Annotated in this window: 14 protein-coding genes; 6 read left to right on the top strand and 8 right to left on the bottom strand. The window is 63.6% G+C overall.

All coding sequences use genetic code 11. The annotated features are described in order from the left end of the window. Positions 1 to 4 precede the first annotated feature (4 nt). Positions 5 to 817: an ABC transporter permease gene (locus GGD63_RS17595; protein WP_183244118.1), complete on the top strand. Its 813-nt coding sequence runs from the start codon at positions 5 to 7 to the stop codon at positions 815 to 817. Positions 818 to 932: 115 nt separating this feature from the next. Here the strand turns inward: GGD63_RS17595 and GGD63_RS17590 are convergent, their stop codons facing one another. From GGD63_RS17590 to GGD63_RS17575, 4 genes are all read right to left on the bottom strand, one after another. Further along, positions 933 to 1,784 carry a carbohydrate ABC transporter permease gene (locus tag GGD63_RS17590; protein WP_018641536.1) on the bottom strand — a complete coding sequence of 284 codons (852 nt, stop codon included), beginning with the start codon at positions 1,782 to 1,784 and terminating at the stop codon, positions 933 to 935. After that, positions 1,781 to 2,653: a carbohydrate ABC transporter permease gene (locus GGD63_RS17585; RefSeq protein ID WP_183244116.1), complete on the bottom strand. Its 873-nt coding sequence runs from the start codon at positions 2,651 to 2,653 to the stop codon at positions 1,781 to 1,783. The genes GGD63_RS17590 and GGD63_RS17585 overlap by 4 nt, the downstream gene beginning before the upstream one ends. Before the next feature lie 99 nt (positions 2,654 to 2,752). Continuing rightward, positions 2,753 to 4,138 (bottom strand): ABC transporter substrate-binding protein, encoded by a 1,386-nt coding sequence (locus GGD63_RS17580; protein WP_183244114.1) that lies wholly within the window; start codon positions 4,136 to 4,138, stop codon positions 2,753 to 2,755. A 397-nt stretch (positions 4,139 to 4,535) separates the two neighbouring features. Then, a complete protein-coding gene (locus tag GGD63_RS17575) occupies positions 4,536 to 5,516 on the bottom strand; it encodes a LysR family transcriptional regulator (RefSeq protein ID WP_183244112.1) in 981 nt (326 codons plus the stop codon). A gap of 118 nt (positions 5,517 to 5,634) precedes the next feature. On the opposite strand from GGD63_RS17575, the gene GGD63_RS17570 reads away from it, so the two are divergent. Both GGD63_RS17570 and dctA read left to right on the top strand, forming a co-directional pair. Further along, positions 5,635 to 6,708, top strand: coding sequence for a 4-oxalomesaconate tautomerase (locus GGD63_RS17570; protein ID WP_183244110.1), 1,074 nt, complete (start codon positions 5,635 to 5,637; stop codon positions 6,706 to 6,708). A 54-nt stretch (positions 6,709 to 6,762) separates the two neighbouring features. Then, positions 6,763 to 8,148 (top strand): C4-dicarboxylate transporter DctA, encoded by a 1,386-nt coding sequence (gene dctA, locus GGD63_RS17565; protein ID WP_183244108.1) that lies wholly within the window; start codon positions 6,763 to 6,765, stop codon positions 8,146 to 8,148. A gap of 142 nt (positions 8,149 to 8,290) precedes the next feature. Here dctA and GGD63_RS17560 read toward each other — a convergent pair whose 3' ends face one another. Then, a complete protein-coding gene (locus GGD63_RS17560) occupies positions 8,291 to 10,219 on the bottom strand; it encodes an AsmA family protein (protein WP_183244246.1) in 1,929 nt (642 codons plus the stop codon). A gap of 304 nt (positions 10,220 to 10,523) precedes the next feature. Here GGD63_RS17560 and GGD63_RS17555 point away from each other — a divergent pair, with 304 nt between their 5' ends. Together GGD63_RS17555 and GGD63_RS17550 are read left to right on the top strand one after the other, a co-directional pair. Continuing rightward, positions 10,524 to 11,261 (top strand): CoA transferase subunit A, encoded by a 738-nt coding sequence (locus GGD63_RS17555; protein ID WP_183244105.1) that lies wholly within the window; start codon positions 10,524 to 10,526, stop codon positions 11,259 to 11,261. Beyond that, positions 11,261 to 11,911, top strand: coding sequence for a CoA transferase subunit B (locus tag GGD63_RS17550; protein ID WP_183244103.1), 651 nt, complete (start codon positions 11,261 to 11,263; stop codon positions 11,909 to 11,911). Before GGD63_RS17555 ends, GGD63_RS17550 begins: the two co-directional genes overlap by 1 nt. A 411-nt stretch (positions 11,912 to 12,322) precedes the next feature. Here the strand turns inward: GGD63_RS17550 and GGD63_RS17545 are convergent, their stop codons facing one another. The 3 genes from GGD63_RS17545 to GGD63_RS17535 all read right to left on the bottom strand — a co-directional run bounded on the left by GGD63_RS17545 (position 12,323) and on the right by GGD63_RS17535 (position 14,800). Continuing rightward, positions 12,323 to 13,201, bottom strand: coding sequence for an SUMF1/EgtB/PvdO family nonheme iron enzyme (locus tag GGD63_RS17545; RefSeq protein ID WP_183244101.1), 879 nt, complete (start codon positions 13,199 to 13,201; stop codon positions 12,323 to 12,325). A 54-nt stretch (positions 13,202 to 13,255) separates the two neighbouring features. After that, positions 13,256 to 14,350 (bottom strand): copper-containing nitrite reductase, encoded by a 1,095-nt coding sequence (gene nirK, locus GGD63_RS17540; RefSeq protein WP_183244090.1) that lies wholly within the window; start codon positions 14,348 to 14,350, stop codon positions 13,256 to 13,258. Positions 14,351 to 14,593: 243 nt separating this feature from the next. Then, positions 14,594 to 14,800 (bottom strand): hypothetical protein, encoded by a 207-nt coding sequence (locus tag GGD63_RS17535; protein WP_183244088.1) that lies wholly within the window; start codon positions 14,798 to 14,800, stop codon positions 14,594 to 14,596. A gap of 162 nt (positions 14,801 to 14,962) precedes the next feature. Between GGD63_RS17535 and hemN the strand changes: the two genes are divergently transcribed. Then, a complete protein-coding gene (gene hemN, locus GGD63_RS17530) occupies positions 14,963 to 16,315 on the top strand; it encodes an oxygen-independent coproporphyrinogen III oxidase (protein WP_183244086.1) in 1,353 nt (450 codons plus the stop codon). Positions 16,316 to 16,374 lie beyond the last annotated feature (59 nt).

Raw genomic sequence — 16,374 nt, 5'->3', positions numbered from 1 at the left:
GGCGATGCGCAAGGTCTCCCGCCTGTCCCGCTTCAACATCGCCTCGCTGGCGCTGGGGCTGGCGTTCCTTTACTTGCCGATCCTGATCCTCGTTCTCTACTCCTTCAACGCCTCGCGGCTGGTGACAGTGTGGGGCGGCTGGTCGCTGCGCTGGTATCGCGAATTCTTCAACGACCGCGCCATGATCGAGGCGGCCTGGATGAGCCTACGGGTTGCGGTCTGCTCCGCGACGATCGCCACGCTGCTCGGCACGCTCGCGGCGGTGGCGCTGTCGCGCGGCGAGCGGTTCCGCGGCCGCACGCTGTTCTCCGGCATGCTCTATGCGCCGCTGGTGATGCCGGAGGTGATCACAGGACTGTCGCTGCTGCTGCTGTTCGTGGCGCTGAACGCCGAGCGCGGCTTCTGGACGGTGACGATCGCCCACACCACGCTGACCATGTGCTTTGTCGCGGTGGTCGTGCAGTCCCGCATCGGCTCGCTCGACCGTTCGCTGGAGGAGGCGGCGATGGACCTCGGCTGCAACCCGGTCCGCGCGTTCGTCGCCGTGACGCTGCCGCTGATCGCGCCGGCGATCGTCGCCGGCTGGATGCTGGCGTTCACGCTGTCGCTGGACGATCTCGTGATCGCGAGCTTCACCACCGGTCCCGGCTCGGCGACGCTGCCGATCCGGATCTATTCGGAGGTCCGGCTCGGGGTGAAGCCGGAGATCAACGCGATCTGCACGCTGGTGATCGCCCTGATCGCGGTCGTCATCGTCATCGCCTCGCTCGCCTCAAAACTGTCGAGCTCGCAGGGCGAGAGCGCGGCGCCGCTATAGGGGAGAGCGTCATTCCGGGGCGATGCGAAGCATCGAACTCAGGTGCGCAATTGCGCACCTGAGAATCTCGAGATTCCGGGTCTGGTCCTCGGACCATCCCGGAATGACGGCCTGTTTACGACTTCACCGCGCCCGCCGTGAGTCCGCCCACCATGTAGCGGCGGAAGGCGTAATAGACCGCGGCCGGCGGCAGCGCGTAGATGAAGCCGGTGGTCATCAGCAGCTCCCACGGCGAGTCGTCGGCGGCAAGGAAGTTGCCGAGCGCGACGGGGAGGGTGATCTCACGGTCGTTCGAGAGCAGCAGGAACGCGTAGAGATATTCGTTCCAGGCGAGCAACACTGCGTAGGTGCCGATCGCGACCAGCGAGGGCATCATCAGCGGCAGATAGACCAGGCGGAAGATCTGCAGCGTCGTGGCGCCGTCCATGACCGCTGCTTCATCCAGCTCGACCGGCAGCTTGTCGGAGGCCTGCTTGAGCACCCAGATCGCGTAGGGGCTGGCGATCGTCACCATGGCCAGGATCAGCGACCAGTGATTGTTGAGCAGGCCGTAATTGCCCATGGTGCGATACATCGGCACCGCGAGGAACGCCGCGGGGATGAAATAGGTGAAGAGCGCGAGGTTGAGCACCATGCGCCCGCCCGGCACTTTCAGCCGCGAGATCGAGAACGCCGCGGCGGTGGCGATGAACAGCGTCAGCACGCCGACGGCCGCCGCGATCAGCGTCGAATTCCAGAACTGGACGTAGAAGTCGCGCAGGAAGTAATGCTGCTGCTTGAACACGATCTCGAAGTTGTGCAGCGTCGGATGGTCCGGCCACAGTTTGCCCGAGAACGCGTCCTCCTTCGGCGAGATCGCGAACAGGAACATGTGGTAGATCGGGATCATCGTCCACAGGAAGACGGGAATGCCGATCAGGAGCAGCCGCGCTTCCGTCGCGACGTCACGGAGAGAGGGAAGCTTCATCGCGACAACCGTTTCATCATGAAGTACACGAGCGGCAGGACGAACGGCATCGCGCAGACGATGGAGGCCATCGCGAGCGAGAGCTGGTCGAGCCGGAGATAGCGGATACCGAGCGTCGACAGCACGTGCGTGAGGTCGGCCGGGCCACCGCCGGTGAGCAGGTAGACGCTGTTGAAATCGCCGAGCGTCCAGATCATCGAGAGCAGCGTGCAGGTCACGTAGAGCGTCTGCATCGACGGCCAGGTGATGTAGCGGAATTTCTGCCACAAGCTGGCGCCGTCCACCTCGGCGGCCTCGAACAGGTCGTGCGAGATCGCAAGGCGTCCGGTGATCAGGATCAGCGTCCAGAACGGCAGCGACTTCCAGATGTGCACGCCGATCGCCATGCTGAGCGCCACGGTCGGGTCGTTCAGCCAGTTCGGGCCGTCATCGCCGGTGAAGGAGAAGATGAGGTGGTTGATGACGCCCCACTCGGGATTGAGCATGAAGCGCACCGACAGGATGGTCGGGATCGACGGCACCGCCCAGGGCAGGATGAAGATCACCGAGAGCCATTTGATCCAGGTGCGCTGCTGCGCGAAGAATCCCGACAAGAGCAGCGCGATCAGCATCTTGATGTTGATGCCGATGACCAGGAAGATCAGCGTGTTGACCGCGGCACGCGCAAAGATCGGATCGTTGTACAGCGCGACATAGTTCGCGGGGGCCCGCGCCAGCCATAGCCCGTAGCAGACGGGATAGACGACGAAGGCGAGAAAAACCAGCAGATAGGGCGCGAGCAGAATGATGCCCCAGACCTGCGCCGGGGTCAGCCGCGACGACAAGGGCGGTGCGGGGATCGACTGATCGCCAGAGAGCGTGATCGCCATTCTTTCGAAACTCTTTGAAAGGACTTCCGGCCGCACGAGGCGGCCGGTGTTAGCGTTTCACCTCTCCCCGCGAGGCGCGGGGAGAGGGAGGGATAGACCTTAGCCCGCGACCTGCTTGATGCGGGCGATCAGTTCGTCGACGGCCTTGTCGACCGGAACCTTCTCGCTGACGACGCGGTTCATCGCCTTGGCCCAGACGTTCTCGTTGTTCAGAATCGTGAACTTCCAGTTCTTGGTGAAGTCAAACGCCGCGGTGCCGCCCTTGAACTGGGCGTAGACCGCCTTGCGGTGCTTGTCAGCCTGCCAGAACGGGCTTTCCTGGCTTTCCTTCGTCACCGGGAACCAGCGGCCGAGCGCGCCCTCGATGTAGGGACGGACGTTCTCTTCCTGGAGCAGGAAGCTGATGAACTGCTTGGCCTCGGCCTTGTTCTTGGCCGCGGTGAAGACCAGTCCGGTCTTGACGTCGGAGCGGTAGCGGATGGTCGAGCCGTCCGGAGCCTTCGGGAAGGACGCCGTGATGATGTCCTGCTCATAGGCCTTCTTGCCGGCGTCGCGTTGCTCCTGGGTCAGGGCCTGGTTCTGGGAGTCCTCGAACCACTTCGCAGCGATCGAGATCGTGAAGTTGTGAGTCATCACGATGGTCTTGTTGTGGAAGGCGACGTTGTTGTCCGGGTCCTTCCAGGTGGTCGAGGAGGGCGGCGTGCAGCCCTTGATATAGGTGTCGGTGTAGTCCTTCATCGCCTTGATCAGGTTCTCGCGAACCGTGGGATCGTCGACCAGGAGCTTGCCGTCGTTGTCGACCAGCTTGACGTGGTAGGCGTCCATGAAGGTGTAGAACGACTGGAAGGCGTCGGTGGATTCCACGCCCATCGGCTGGCCGACGGCGTAGATGCGCTGGCCGGTGGCCTTGCGGATCCCCGGCTGCACCTTGTCGCACCAGAACGTCCAATAGCCCGTCCAGTCGTTCGGGATGTCGCTCTGCTTGAAGCCGGCCTTCTCCAGCATGTCGTTCCAGATCTGGACGTGCATGCTCTGCTGCTTCAGCGGGAAGCCGTAATAGGCCTTCTTCTTGGCGACGTCGTTATAGAGGATCGAGGCATCCAGCGTGTTCTGCACGAACCGGTCCTTGATCGGCTCCATGACGTCCGTGAGGTCCTCGAGCTTGCCCTCATAGGCCCACTTGCCCTGCGCCTGCACGTCATAGGAATCGGAATAGGCCACATCGGGCACGGTGCCGGCATCGAGCGCGGCAACCGTCTTCGGAATCATGTCCTGGATCGCGTATTGCGACAATTCGACCTTGATGCCGGTCTTGGCTTCGAATTTCTTGATCGTATCGATCAGCGCGTCGTCTTCGGAGCGATAGAAGCCCTTGCCCCACCAGACCGTAATCGTCTTCTGCTGCGCAAAGGCAGGTGCAGTGACCGCGAACAGCCCAACCGCAGCGACCGCCAGTGACACTGCGCCAATAACCTTGGATCTCACGTTTTTCTCCCTCAAACGGCCGGTGTTTTTAACCGGTCGTGTAAAACACTAGCGCATGGCGGTGAGCCGATCTAGCGGCATCTTGTCAGACCTATGTTGTGGGATATCGGGGCGAAGGAGATGCTTAACCCGCGCATCGATCCAATCGCCGCATCAATTCGCGGCAATCAATTCGGGTTCTGCGTTCTGATCGCCTGACCATGTGCAATTCCGTACCTGCTCGCGACTGGCGAAGCCGGGCTTTGTAAGCGGTATGAAGACCGAACGCAACGCACTTGGCTGGCCACACCACACCGCTGTGTCCGGAGGAGCTGGAATGCCTCTGAAAAGGCAGGGCTGATCCGAGGAACTTCCGTTTCGACGGGAACGGTCCTCGCACCGCTGCGCCGCCGAGCTATCAGCGTTTTCCCTTCCGGCCCGCCGAAACGGCATTCGAATTTGCCTGAGCCGATCGGGACCGCGGCTTGTCTTGCCCGCTCGGCCCGGAAGGCGTGTGCCAGGCCTCGAGGAGCATCTTGAGAAACTGGCTGGCATGAGGAGATAGTGTGGCCCCGTGCCTGCGCACGATTCCGATCGTCCGCGACACTTCCGGCTCGTTTAAGCGAATGGTGTGGATGATGGGATGACCGGCCGCGGGCGTCGCGAGCCTCGGCAGTACGGCGATGCCAAGTCCCGCTTCGACGAGGCCAAGCGAGCCGGAGAGGTGAGCGACTTCATAGGACCAGTTCAGCTGCAGGCCATGCCGCGCCAGCGCATTGTCGATCAGCGCGCGATTGCCGCTGTTGCGACCGACGGTGATGACCCGGTGCGACACGATCTCCGACCAGCTGACCTGTTTGCGCGATGCCAACGGATGATCATGACGACAGGCCAGGACGAAGGGATCCTCGACCAGTTTCTCGAATTCGATTTCGGCATGCGATGCACCGATGAAATTGATGCCGAAATCGGCTTCTCCGCGCGCGACCGCCTCCAATCCCTCATTGGCACCGATGTCCAGAATCCGGATGCGAATGCGCGGATAAGCTTCGGCAAACCGGCCGATCGCACGCGGCAGGAAATAGAACACCGCCGTCGGCACCGCAGCCACAGAGACGAGGCCTGAACTTCGCGCGCCGATATCGTGGATGGCGAGCACCGAGGTCTCGAACTCATCGATGAGGCGGCGCACCTTCGGCAGGAAGTCGCGCCCCGTCATGGTGAGATTGACGTGGCGCGTCGACCGCTCGAGCAACGGCGCACCGAGGCCTTCTTCCAGTTTCTGAATGCGCCGGCTGAGCGCCGGCTGCGACAGGTTCAGCGCCCTGGCGGTACGGACGAAACTTCCCGTCTCCGCCACGGTGATGAACGCCTTGAGGTCGAGCAGTTCCGCGTTCATGGCAAGGCTCCATTATATCGGTAACTGGAATAATACCTCAGATATTTGCATTTCACAAAAGAGTTCTGGTCGACGATGCTTCGGCTCGGGCGAAGTTGTCGCCGAACGGAACAGCCTCATGAACGATCAGATTGCCATTCCCTGTGTGGTCATGCGCGGGGGTACCTCGCGCGGGCCGTTTTTCCTGGCCCGCGATCTTCCGGCCGATCCCAGACTGCGCGACGCGATCCTGCTGTCTGTGATGGGAGGGGGACACGATCTTGGAATCGACGGGATCGGCGGTGGCAATGCCGTCATCAACAAGGTCGCGATCGTCGGACCGGCATCGGTGCCCGGCGCCGATGTCGATTATCTGTTCGCCCAGGTGCGTGTTCGTGAAGGCATCGTGGATACCTCGCCGAACTGCGGAAACATGCTGGCGGCGGTTGGGCCGTTCGCAATCGAAGCCGGCCTGGTCGCCGCCGCCGCAGACCGCACCCATGTGCGGATCCACAACGTCAATACCGGCAAGCTGATTGATGCGACCGTGCCGACCCCCGCAGGGCGCGTGACTTACGACGGCGAGGCGCGGATCGACGGTGTGCCGGGAACGGCCGCGCCGATCGAACTGTCGTTTCCCAACGCGGCCGGCGCACGCACCGGTCGTCTCCTGCCCACCGGACGACCGGTCGATCGCATCGAAGGGATCGATGTGACCTGCATCGACGCGGCGATGCCCGTCATGTTGGTCCGCGCGGCGGATCTGGGATGGACCGGCCGCGAGGCTCCCTCGGATTTCGCCGACGGCAGCTTTCGCGCGCGTCTCGAAGTTTTGCGCATCGAGGCCGGACGCCGGATGGGCTTTCCAGATTCCGCGGCAATGGTGATCCCGAAGCCGGTCCTGATTGCGCGCGGGGGCGAGGCGACGTTGACCACCAGATACTTCATGCCGCACGACTGCCATAGCGCGCTGGCGGTGACCGGCGCCGTCGCGATCGCGACGGCATGCGTCACGCCCGGGACGATCGCGGCAGAGATGGTCGGACCACTGGCGCCGCCGGTGCCGATCACCCTCGCCCATCCCTCCGGCCAACTCGTGGTTCGGCTGGAGCCCGGCCCGGTTGCCAGGGTGCTGCGGACAGCCCGGCGAATCTTCGAGGGCCACGTCTTCGCCCGTCGATCACACGTGCCTCATTCGGTGCTGGCGGCCTGAAGCCCGCCGTTTCCGAAGCCATCACAAAAAATCAGAGCCATGGGAGAAATGAGAATGCACAAGGAAGCGCCGGTTGGACACCCGAACACCGAGACTGGAAAGCCCTTCTACCGGATTCTGTATGTCCAGGTGCTGATCGGCCTGATGCTGGGTGTCCTCACCGGCCATTTCTGGCCCGAATTCGGCGCCGCGCTGAAGCCCTTTGGCGACGGCTTCGTCAAGCTGGTGAAGATGATGATCGCGCCGATCGTGTTCTGCACCATCGTGAGCGGCATCAACAGCATCAGCGATTCCCGCGAGGTTGGCCGCACGCTGGTGAAGTCCATGGCGCTGTTTTACCTGCTGACGGTGCTCGCACTGCTGGCCGGGTTGATGGCCGTGTCGCTGATCCAGCCGGGCGTCGGCATGCATGTTGCGGTCAATACGCTGGATCCGTCAGTGGCCGCGAAATTCACCAAGCAGGCAGGTGCGACCGGATTTACGGACTTCATGCTGCACATCATCCCGCACTCCTTCTTTGGTGCGTTTGCTGATGGCGAAGTGCTGCCGGTCCTGTTGATCTCCATTCTGATCGCCTTTGGCCTGAGCCGCGCCGGCGACGGCGGCGTTGTGGTGACGAAGGCAGTGGAGTCCTTTTCACAAGTGCTTTTCGTGTCCTTCGGCTTCATCATGAAGCTCGCTCCGCTCGGCGCCTTTGGGGCCATGGCTTTCACGGTGGGCCGCTACGGCATCCGTTCGATCGGCTCGCTCGGACTGCTGATCCTGACCTTCTATATCGCCTGCTCCGTTTTCGTGGTGGTCGTGCTTGGTACGCTGGCGCGGCTGAACGGCTTCAGCCTGTGGAAGACGATCCGCTACTTCAAGGAAGAGCTGCTGATCGTGCTCGGCACGTCGTCGTCCGAGCCGGCGCTGCCTGGCGCCCTGCGCAAGCTGGAGCAGCTCGGATGCCGGAAAGGCGTGTCAGGGCTCGTGTTGCCGATGGGCTATTCCTTCAATCTGGACGGCAGCGCCATCTATCTCACCCTGGCCTCCATCTTCATCGCGCAGGCCTGCGACATTCATCTGTCGTGGGGGCAGATCGCGGCGATGCTCGGATTGATGCTGCTGACGTCCAAAGGGGCGGCTGGTGTCACCGGCAGCGGCTTCGTCGCCCTTGTCGCGACCCTCTCCGTCATGCCGGATCTGCCCGTGACCGGCGTGGCGCTGCTCGTCGGCATCGACCGCTTCATGTCGGAAGCGCGGGCGCTGACCAGCATGATCAGCAACTGTGTCGCATCCATCACCATTTCGCTGTGGGAGGATGCCTGTGACCGCGAGGTGTTGGCCCGTGAACTGGGGCAGGGTGCCACTCTCAAGGCCGCGGCCGGGACGACGATCGGCGAAGCACCAGTGGTGCAGGAGAACAAGAGCTGGATTTCGACAACGCAATCGGCCGCTTGAACCCGAAGAGAGCGACGCCGATCACTCTAAAGCGCGATGAGAAAAGCGCGATGAGATTCGGATGAATCGTCATCGCGCTTTCGGTTGTTGTTTACGCATGATCTTTCCGGAAAAACCGCTTCGCACTTTTCCGGATCATGCCTTAGTTCGACTTGGCGTTTTCCTTGGCGTTCTCCGCCGTCGGCGATTCTGCCGGCGCGGGTCGCTTGCCTGCGCCGGTGATGCGCTCGATGGCGGAGCGCACGGCATCGCTCCCCTTGCGGTCCTTGAGCATGTCGAGCAGCGGGGCGGAGGCCGGCGAGCGGCGGATCAGGCTTTCCGGATCTGGGAAGATCAGGGGATCATCCCAGGGCCCCTGCACCACGAAGGGCAGTTCGAAGCCCGACGCACTGTTGAGGCTCGCCACGCCCTTCATGTCGTATTCGCGCGTCGGCACCGATGCGGTGCCGGTGAGCGTGATCTTCGCCGCCGGCCCTTCGACGCGGATGTCCTCGGCGGTGGCGACGCCATCGGAGAATTTCACGGCGATGGTGAGGTTGTCGTAGGGGGTCGAGCCGCTACGGAAATTGCCGCCGCCCGACAGCGGCCGCCGCTCCAGCCGCTTCAGGAGCTGCTCGGCGTTGAAGCCCGCGATCGCGCCGTCATGGCCGGTGACCGTGGCACTGCCGTCGAGCGACTGCACGAGGCCGAACGGGCTCGAGCCGGAGGCAAGGAGGGAGACGTTGATGTTGCCGCGTCCGGACAGCTTGTTGAGGCCGAACAGCTCGGTTGCGCAGGCCTGCAGGTCGACGTCGGTGAACTGAAACTGCGCCTTGATGTCGGCGACGCTGTCGGTGCGGGCGATGCCGAACGAACCCTTGGCGATGCCGCCATAGACCTGGGCCTCACCTACCGAGAGCGCCAGCGTGCCGTTGCGCAAATTGGTGCCGATCGCGGTCCGGCCGAGCTTCGTTGGTCCGACGGTCAGCCGAGCGGCCGACAGGCGCATGTCGAGGTCGGTGGTCGACAGCCCGTTGAGATCGAACAGCTGCCTGTTCCAGTCCCGGGCGCCGCTCGCGAGCAGGCGGAAGGTCGAGATATAAGGTGTGAAGTCGAGCGCGTCGGCGGCGAGCGTCGCCTGTAGCATCTGCCGGCCGTTGTTGGCGTAGGTCATGACGCCTTCGGCGGTGTTGCCGTCGAGCTCGACATTGACATTGGTGAGCGCGATCGAGGCGCCCACCACATTGGCGCGGGCTTTCAGCGCGAAGCGGCCGAAGCCGCCGCTGGCCGGCTGCGGCTGTCCGGTCCAGCGCAGCGCGTTGCGCAGGGACGGGCTGTCGATGGTGAGCGTGCCCTCCATCATCGGGCTGGTGCGGTTGGCAACGCTCCCGTCGAAGGCGAGCTTGAGCGGAGCGCTGGCGATCCGCGCCTTCAGGCCGGACCGGTCGCCGGAGAGGGCGGCGACGAAATCGGAGAAGCTGATCGAGCCGTCGACGCGCTCGCCGCGCCAGTCGAATTGCCCGGTCGCGGCAAAGGAGCGCGAGATCGACGGCCAGGCCAGCGACAGGTCGATGTCCTCGAACTTCTCGATGGCGTGGGTGGCGGCGTCCTCGTAATTGAGCACGCCATCCTGGATCCGGATTTCGGAGAACGACACCTGGTTGTCGGCCCCGGGCTTCATGGTGCGCGCAATGGTCTGGATGAAGGGCGTCCAGTTGCTCTCGCCGTCCGGCTTCAGGCTGATATGGATGCGCGGCCTGAGCAGCGTCAGGTCGGCGATCTCGAACCGCTGCAGCAGCAGCGGCAGCAGCCGCAGATTCGCGGTGAGCACGTCGACATGGAGCGCGGGATCGCTGGTGCCGCCACCCTTCAGGCCGACGTCACGGAAGGAGATGTAGCTCGCCGGCAGCACCGAGATGTCGATACTGCCCGCGACATTGAGCTCCAGGCCGGTGACGTCGCGGATCTGTGCTTCCACCGCCTTGCGCAACGCGTCGCGGTTGATGAGCCATGAGGTCGCGATCAGGGCGATCAGCGCAACGCCGAGCAGCGCCGCGATCGGCGTCCCGAGGCGCTTCATTCCTTGGGCCATGGTCAATGGCATGTCCTGATCGGGTTGGTCGTTGGAGCCAGAAGGGCGGGCCGGGCAACCTGCGCACCCCACGTCCAAGCCTTGTTAGGTTACAAGTCCTGTTACGTTAAGTGCCGCAACTTGATGGGTTTTCTTGTCGCTTTCAAGGCCGCGGGCGGTTCTGCCCACGGCGTGGGCAGCTTCTACCACCGACCCGCGGAGCCGAGAACCCCGTATCATTGACGGCTTTGGAGGATTTCGCCTAATAATCGCCGCCAATAGGGTGCGACGGCTGCAAGCCGAAGGTTCAGTCGAGGTTTTTTGCATGAACAAGGTCTATCCCGACGCCAAGTCGGCGCTCGACGGCATTTTGAAGGACAACATGATGATCATGTCGGGGGGCTTCGGCCTCTGCGGCATTGCCGAGGCGCTGTCGGACGCGATCCGCGAATCGGGCGTCAAGGGGCTGACGGTCGTCTCCAACAATGCCGGCGTCGACGGCATCGGGCTCAGCCGCCTGTTGGAAACCCGGCAGATCAAGAAGATGATCTCGTCCTATGTGGGCGAGAACAAGCTGTTCGCCCAGCAATTCCTCGCCGGCGAGCTGGAACTCGAATTCAACCCGCAGGGCACGCTGGCCGAGCGCATCCGCGCCGGCGGCGCCGGCATCCCGGCCTTCTACACCAAGACCGGCGTCGGCACGCTCATCGCCGAAGGCAAGGAAGTGAAGGAGTTCGACGGCGAGAAGTATCTGATGGAGCGTGGCCTGTTCGCCGACCTTGCCATCGTGCACGCCTGGAAGGGCGATACCGCCGGCAACCTCATCTATCGCAAGACCGCGCGCAACTTTAACCCGATGATGGCAACCGCCGCCAAGATCACGGTGGCCGAGGTCGAGCATCTGGTTCCGGCCGGTGAACTCAATCCCGACCACATCCACACGCCCGGCATCTTCGTGAAGCGCATCGTCGAGGTCGGTACGGCCAAGAAGCGCATCGAATTCCGCAACACTCGCCCGCGTCCGACGACGGCGCCGGCGGCCGGCACTGGAGTTGAAATCTGATGGCCTGGACCCGTGAACAGATGGCCGCGCGCGCCGCGAAGGAATTGCGCGACGGCTACTACGTCAATCTCGGCATCGGCATCCCGACGCTGGTCTCGAACTACATTCCCGACGGCATGGACGTCAGCCTGCAGAGCGAGAACGGCATGCTCGGTATGGGCCCGTTCCCCTATGAGGGCGAGGAAGACGCCGATCTCATCAACGCCGGCAAGCAGACCGTGAGCGAGCTGCCCTCGACCTCGTATTTCTCGAGCGCGGATTCCTTCGGCATGATCCGCGGCGGCCACATGGATCTGTCGATCCTCGGCGCCATGCAGGTGGCCCAGAACGGCGATCTCGCCAACTGGATGATCCCCGGCAAGATGGTCAAGGGCATGGGCGGCGCGATGGATCTCGTCGCCGGCGTCAAGCGCGTCGTCGTGGTGATGGAGCATTCGGCCAAGGACGGCGCCAAGCTGCTGAAGCAGTGCAATTTGCCGCTGACCGGCGAGCGCGTGGTCGACATGGTCGTCACGGATCTCGCCGTCTTCACCATCGACAAGCACGGCGACGGCGGCATGGCCCTGATCGAGCTCGCCGACGGCGTCTCGCTCGACGAGGTCAAGTCCAAGACCGAAGCCGAATTCCGCGTCGCGCTGAAGAACACCTAAGGTAGTTAAAGCAGCTGCGAATGGCCGGGCTTGCCCGGCCATTTTCGTTGGAACGACGGTAGCCCGCGACGATCGCTCCTACGAGGCGGTGAGGCAGGAGATTCTCTCCTCATCTCCGCTGTCGTCCTGGCGAAAGCCAGGACCCATACCGCGAGGTCCATCGATTTGCGGTCGGTGATCGTCCCGAACGACCGGCCTTCGCCAAACTCTGTTCGGTGGTTATGGGTCCTGGCCTTCGCCGGGACGACGTTGGAGAGGCATGGGCGCGCTGCCTCCACACCGTCATTGCGAGGAACTCTTGCGACGAAGCAATCCAGGCTGCTTCCGCGGAGAGATTCTGGATTGCTTTGCTTCGCTCGCAATGACGGAGTGCGAGGCGCGGCCGAGTTTCCATTTCATCATCAGTGCCGGCTACGACCTCGAGGCCCACACCTTGCCCCACCGCGCCGACACGTTCGCCATCCACGTCCGTTCCTCCCGCACCAGGCGGAAGCCGAGATTGGCGGGCGGCACGCCTTGCGCGCAGCCGCCGGCGCGGGCGTCGCGGATGAAGTCGGTGACATAGGCGCGGTGCGCGCCTTCCGCGATGCGCACGCCGCAATTCACGGTCGGCCGGCCGGCGTTGCCGGCCTCGTCGACCCGCGAGCGCACAAAGCAGGTCGAGGTCCACTCCCAGACATTGCCGGCGAGATCTTCGATGCCGTGCTCGTTCGCGCCGAACTTGCCGAACGGATGCGCCGCGGTGTCGAAGGGGTCGCGCTCGGACTCGCGCTCATAACGGCTGATCCAGCGCTTCGAAGGATCTCCTGCGTCCACCGCTGCGCCGTCGTCCTTGAATCTGGAGCCCGCCGCAAACGCCCACTCCTCGTCGCTGGGCAGGCGGTAGTGCTGGCCGGTCTTGCGCGAGAGCCAGCCGGCATAGGCCTCGGCATCGTGCCAGTTCACCTGCACCGCGGGACGATCGATGGCGACCGCCACGCCGCGATCGAGCGCGCGGCAGCCGCCGTCCTGCACGCAGATCTGATAGTCGGATGACGAGACCTGATTCCGCATGATGTGCAGCGGATTCGTGAAGCGCATCGCGCGCAGCGGCGCTTCCGCCTGCTGCCCGCCACGCGTGAAATCGCCGGCCTCGCGATAGGAGAAATTGCCCGCCGCGATCCTGACGATCGCGGGCTCCGCCGCCGTACCGTGGACCGCCATGTCCGAGGCCAGGGGTGCTATTGCGATCGGCCCCGCGAGCCCGGCGGCGCAGGCGAGCAGCAGCTTCAGCTTGAATGCGATCAGCATGGTCGTCCCCCGAAAGGAAGAAGGGGCCGGTGGATCACCGGCCCCTTGTCGCGTCTAGTTGGTGGCGGCCGGGATTTCCGCAGGCGCCTTCACCTGGGTCATCAGATCGTCGTTCCACTTGCCTTCGACCTTGAAGTGCGCGGTGGCGCCGAGATCGGCGGCCTCGATCAGGTTATGCGTGACATAGGCGTAGATGCCGGGCTGCTGGAATTTGTACAGCGCAGCTCCCGCCGAACCACCGCGGATGAACCAGGTCTCGAGCCCGATCTCGGGCGCATTGCCGAACTTGCCGGTCTCCCAGACATAGTCGCCATGGCCGCCGATCAGGTGCGGACGGCTGTCGCGATTGGCCTGCGAGTGCACGATCAGCACGTTCTCGCCCACATTGGCGGTCAGCGCGTTCTTGCCGGTGAGTGAGCCCACCTTGCCGTTGAACACGACGTGGGTCGGCGTGAGCTTCTTCATCACCTCTTCGGTCTCGGTGAAGGCTTCGTCCGGCGATTCATAGGACTTGAAGTTGCCCTTCTCGTCGCGCGGCACGTACATGTCCTGCTCGCCGATATAGTAGACCTTGTCGTACTTCAGTGCGTGGCCCTTGCCGTCGTTCAGTCCCTCGCGCGGCAGCACCATCACGGCACCGTTCATGCCGGAGACGACGTGCCAGGGGATCATCGGGCCGCCCGGTGCGCAGTGATAGACGAACACGCCGGTCTTGGTTGCCTTCCAGCGCAGCACGACCTGTTCGCCGGGATTGATCAGCGTGAGCGCGCCGCCGCCGAGCGCACCGGTCGCGGAATGGAAGTCGATGTTGTGCGGCATGGTGTTGGTGGCGGGATTGACCAGCGTCGTCTCGACGTAGTCGCCCTCATGCACGACCATCAGCGGGCCCGGCATCGAGCCGTTGAAGGTCATGGCCTGGAAGGTCGTGCCCTTCTCGTCGATGACGACCTTCTTCTCCTCGATCGTGAGCTTGAACTCGATGATCTTGGGGCCCTGCTTGGTCGCCTGCTCGTGCGCATGCACGAACGGCGGAGCGACCAGCTCGACCTTCTGACGCGGCAGTTTGAGATCATCGGCAGCCAAGGCGGGTGTCGCCAGCATCAGGGCGGTCGCGGCAGCGCTGATCAATGCGGCTCTGCGGGTGAACATCGGAAGCATCCTTCATCTGAAATGGTCTTGATGACGGAATGCAGTGTGCGCCTGTTACGGCAAGCGTGTTTGCGCTGCGACAAGCTTTTGCCGGATTCGTCTTCGCGGAGATACTTAAGAGGTTCGCCGAAGCACCGGCGAGAGAAAGGGCGAGATATGGACATGGCGCAGCGTCAACAGCGCCAACGGCAACTCGTTCGCATGTTCAGCTGCATTCGGTCGCGCGCGTATGGAAGCATCCGATCAGAGCAGGTGTATCGCCATCCAGACTGTGCCCCAGACCGCGAGCGACAGCGCGGTGAAGACGGCAGCCATGAGGGCCAGGACCCGTGCGAGGTGGCTGGCGCCGGTTGCGGGCGCGGCGGGGACAGGACGAAAATCGTCGAAGCGCGGGATATGGCCACGAATGCCGGTGAGCCAGAGAACGAGATCGAGCGCGAACAACGCCATGGCCTATCTCCCAGAGGGCAATGATTAAACGTCACAATGGCCCAGATCCGGCGCCCGAACTTTGAGCGAGCGCAATGTGAGCGCGCCGCAAGCGGGTAAATTGAGGATTATCCGGGACTTGCCGCGATGGTTCGCGGTCGGAATTTACGAACGGGTAAGAGCATGAGGACTGATCTCGCAGCGAGTTACGGCGAAGAAAGATTGCCGCGCTATACGAGCTATCCGACCGCGCCGCACTTCTCGCCGGCGATCGGTGCCGATACCTATGCCCGGTGGCTGTCCGAGCTCCCTGCCGGCGCCAGCGCGTCGCTCTATCTGCACGTGCCGTTCTGCCGCGAGATGTGCTGGTATTGCGGTTGCCATACCCAGATCGTCCGGCGCGACGAATTGATCGAGGCCTACCAGCGGACGCTGCGCAGCGAGATCGCGCTGGTCGCCGAAACCATCGGCCGCCGCATCAAGGTCGAGCATATCCATTTCGGCGGCGGCACGCCGACGATCATGGCGCCGGAGGCTTTTGCCGAGTTGATGGCGGCGATGCGCCAGTCGTTCTTCGTGCTGCCGTCGGCGGAGATCGCGGTCGAGATTGACCCGAGAACGCTGACCGCCGACATGGTCGAGGCCATGCGGCTTTCCGGCGTCAACCGCGCGAGCCTTGGCGTGCAGAGCTTCGATCCCGTCGTGCAGCGTGCGATCAACCGCGTGCAAAGTTTTGAGCAGACCGCTTCCGTCGTGGACATGCTCAGGGGCGCCGGCATCGCAGGAATCAACTTCGACCTGATCTACGGGCTGCCGTATCAGACCGTCGCCTCCTGCCTCGACACGGTGCGGCGCAGCCTCTCGCTCGCGCCCGACCGCTTCTCGGTGTTCGGCTATGCGCACGTGCCGAGCTTCAAGAAGCACCAGCGCTTGATCAGCGAGGCCGCTCTGCCCGACGGTCTGGCGCGTCACGACCAGGCCTGCGCGATCGCCAATGCGCTGAAGGAGGCCGGTTACGTGCAGATCGGGCTCGATCATTTCGCGCGGCCCGACGATGCCATGGCCGTGGCCTTCGAGGAGCACACGCTGCGGCGCAATTTCCAGGGCTATACCACCGACAAAGGCGAAGTCCTGCTCGGCTTCGGCGCCAGTGCCATCGGGCACCTGCCGCAGGGATATGTGCAGAATGAGGTGCAGATCGGCGCCTACGCGCAAAGCATCACCAGCGGCCGCCTCGCCACCGCCAAGGGCTATGGGCTCACCGACGACGACCGGCTGCGTGCCGACATCATCGAGCGCATCATGTGCGAGTTCAGCGCCGATCTCGGCGACATCTGCGCGCGCCATGGGGTCGAGGCCGGCGCGATGCTGAAATCGGCCTCCCGTCTGAAGCCGCTGATCTCAGACGGCGTCGTGAGGCTGGATGGCGACCGGCTCGCCGTCGCAAACGACTCGCGCTTCCTGGTCCGCAGCGTCGCCGCCGCGTTCGACGCGCATCTGGATCCTGGAAAGCAGTTGCACAGCAGGGCGGTATAGTCACCTCTCCCCGCTTGCGGAAGGGCTTTCGCGTATGCGCGTGGCGAGGCCTGAGCAAG

The sequence above is a fragment of the Bradyrhizobium sp. cir1 genome (genome assembly GCF_014198245.1).
Taxonomy (GTDB): domain Bacteria; phylum Pseudomonadota; class Alphaproteobacteria; order Rhizobiales; family Xanthobacteraceae; genus Bradyrhizobium.
Note: the sequence above shows the minus strand (reverse complement) of the source record. Positions and strands in the feature narration are given on the sequence as shown.

Coding starts and splice junctions, on each gene's coding strand:
- GGD63_RS17595 (WP_183244118.1), top strand. CDS start 5: ATGCGCAAGGTCTCCCGCCTGTCCCGCTTCAACATCGCCTCGCTGGCG.
- GGD63_RS17590 (WP_018641536.1), bottom strand. CDS start 1,784: ATGAAGCTTCCCTCTCTCCGTGACGTCGCGACGGAAGCGCGGCTGCTC.
- GGD63_RS17585 (WP_183244116.1), bottom strand. CDS start 2,653: ATGGCGATCACGCTCTCTGGCGATCAGTCGATCCCCGCACCGCCCTTG.
- GGD63_RS17575 (WP_183244112.1), bottom strand. CDS start 5,516: ATGAACGCGGAACTGCTCGACCTCAAGGCGTTCATCACCGTGGCGGAG.
- GGD63_RS17570 (WP_183244110.1), top strand. CDS start 5,635: ATGAACGATCAGATTGCCATTCCCTGTGTGGTCATGCGCGGGGGTACC.
- dctA (WP_183244108.1), top strand. CDS start 6,763: ATGCACAAGGAAGCGCCGGTTGGACACCCGAACACCGAGACTGGAAAG.
- GGD63_RS17560 (WP_183244246.1), bottom strand. CDS start 10,219: ATGGCCCAAGGAATGAAGCGCCTCGGGACGCCGATCGCGGCGCTGCTC.
- GGD63_RS17555 (WP_183244105.1), top strand. CDS start 10,524: ATGAACAAGGTCTATCCCGACGCCAAGTCGGCGCTCGACGGCATTTTG.
- GGD63_RS17550 (WP_183244103.1), top strand. CDS start 11,261: ATGGCCTGGACCCGTGAACAGATGGCCGCGCGCGCCGCGAAGGAATTG.
- GGD63_RS17545 (WP_183244101.1), bottom strand. CDS start 13,201: ATGCTGATCGCATTCAAGCTGAAGCTGCTGCTCGCCTGCGCCGCCGGG.
- nirK (WP_183244090.1), bottom strand. CDS start 14,350: ATGTTCACCCGCAGAGCCGCATTGATCAGCGCTGCCGCGACCGCCCTG.
- GGD63_RS17535 (WP_183244088.1), bottom strand. CDS start 14,800: ATGGCGTTGTTCGCGCTCGATCTCGTTCTCTGGCTCACCGGCATTCGT.
- hemN (WP_183244086.1), top strand. CDS start 14,963: ATGAGGACTGATCTCGCAGCGAGTTACGGCGAAGAAAGATTGCCGCGC.